Here is a 732-nt window from a genome sequence, read left to right on the forward strand (position 1 = left end):
TACTTGGACCGAAGGGTCCTGGGAGAGTAGGATGCCGCCAAGCATACATATTCCCTGATAGCTCAGTTGGTAGAGCACTCGACTGTTAATCGAGTTGTCACAGGTTCGAGTCCTGTTCGGGGAGCCACTTGCTCTCATAGCTCAGTAGGTAGAGTGCTTCCATGGTAAGGAAGAGGTCACCGGTTCGAATCCGGTTGAGAGCTCCATTTTTCTCGAAGTGGCCCGTTGGTCAAGGGGTTAAGACACCTCCCTTTCACGGAGGTAACAGGGGTTCGAATCCCCTACGGGTCACCATTTCAATTCTAAATACATAAAGCCGTGGAGGCTTAGCTCAGCTGGGAGAGCATCTGCCTTACAAGCAGAGGGTCGGGGGTTCGAACCCCTCAGCCTCCACCATTTATTGATATTATGTTCATTTATTGGACAAGATAAGTTATCTGATACTGGGGATTAGCCAAGCGGTAAGGCAACGGACTTTGACTCCGTCATGCATAGGTTCGAATCCTATATCCCCAGCCAGTATGAGAGCCATTAGCTCAGTTGGTAGAGCACCTGACTTTTAATCAGGGTGTCGAAGGTTCGAGTCCTTCATGGCTCACCAGTTCTTTAAAAGTGTGCGCGTGTGGCGGAATTGGCAGACGCACTAGACTTAGGATCTAGCGTCTTTGACGTGGGGGTTCAAGTCCCTCCACGCGCACCATGTTTATGCGGACGTGGCTCAGCGGTAGAGCA

7 tRNA genes are annotated in these 732 nt (G+C 50.8%); all 7 read left to right on the plus strand.

Going from position 1 to position 732, the window contains the following annotated elements:
• The first annotated feature begins 51 nt into the window (after positions 1 to 51).
• The 7 genes from KJS65_RS29425 to KJS65_RS29455 all read left to right on the plus strand — a co-directional run bounded on the left by KJS65_RS29425 (position 52) and on the right by KJS65_RS29455 (position 700).
• Positions 52 to 127 (plus strand) — tRNA-Asn (locus KJS65_RS29425).
• Positions 128 to 130: 3 nt separating this feature from the next.
• Positions 131 to 206, plus strand: a tRNA-Thr gene (locus KJS65_RS29430).
• Between the two features lie 13 nt (positions 207 to 219).
• A tRNA-Glu gene (locus tag KJS65_RS29435) sits at positions 220 to 294 on the plus strand.
• Positions 295 to 320: 26 nt separating this feature from the next.
• Positions 321 to 396: transfer RNA gene (locus tag KJS65_RS29440), tRNA-Val, on the plus strand.
• A gap of 48 nt (positions 397 to 444) precedes the next feature.
• Positions 445 to 519 (plus strand) — tRNA-Gln (locus tag KJS65_RS29445).
• Positions 520 to 525: 6 nt separating this feature from the next.
• Positions 526 to 601, plus strand: a tRNA-Lys gene (locus KJS65_RS29450).
• Positions 602 to 616: 15 nt separating this feature from the next.
• Positions 617 to 700, plus strand: a tRNA-Leu gene (locus tag KJS65_RS29455).
• Positions 701 to 732 lie beyond the last annotated feature (32 nt).

This window comes from Paenibacillus sp. J23TS9 (assembly GCF_018403225.1).
In the GTDB taxonomy this organism is placed as follows: domain Bacteria; phylum Bacillota; class Bacilli; order Paenibacillales; family Paenibacillaceae; genus Paenibacillus_AQ.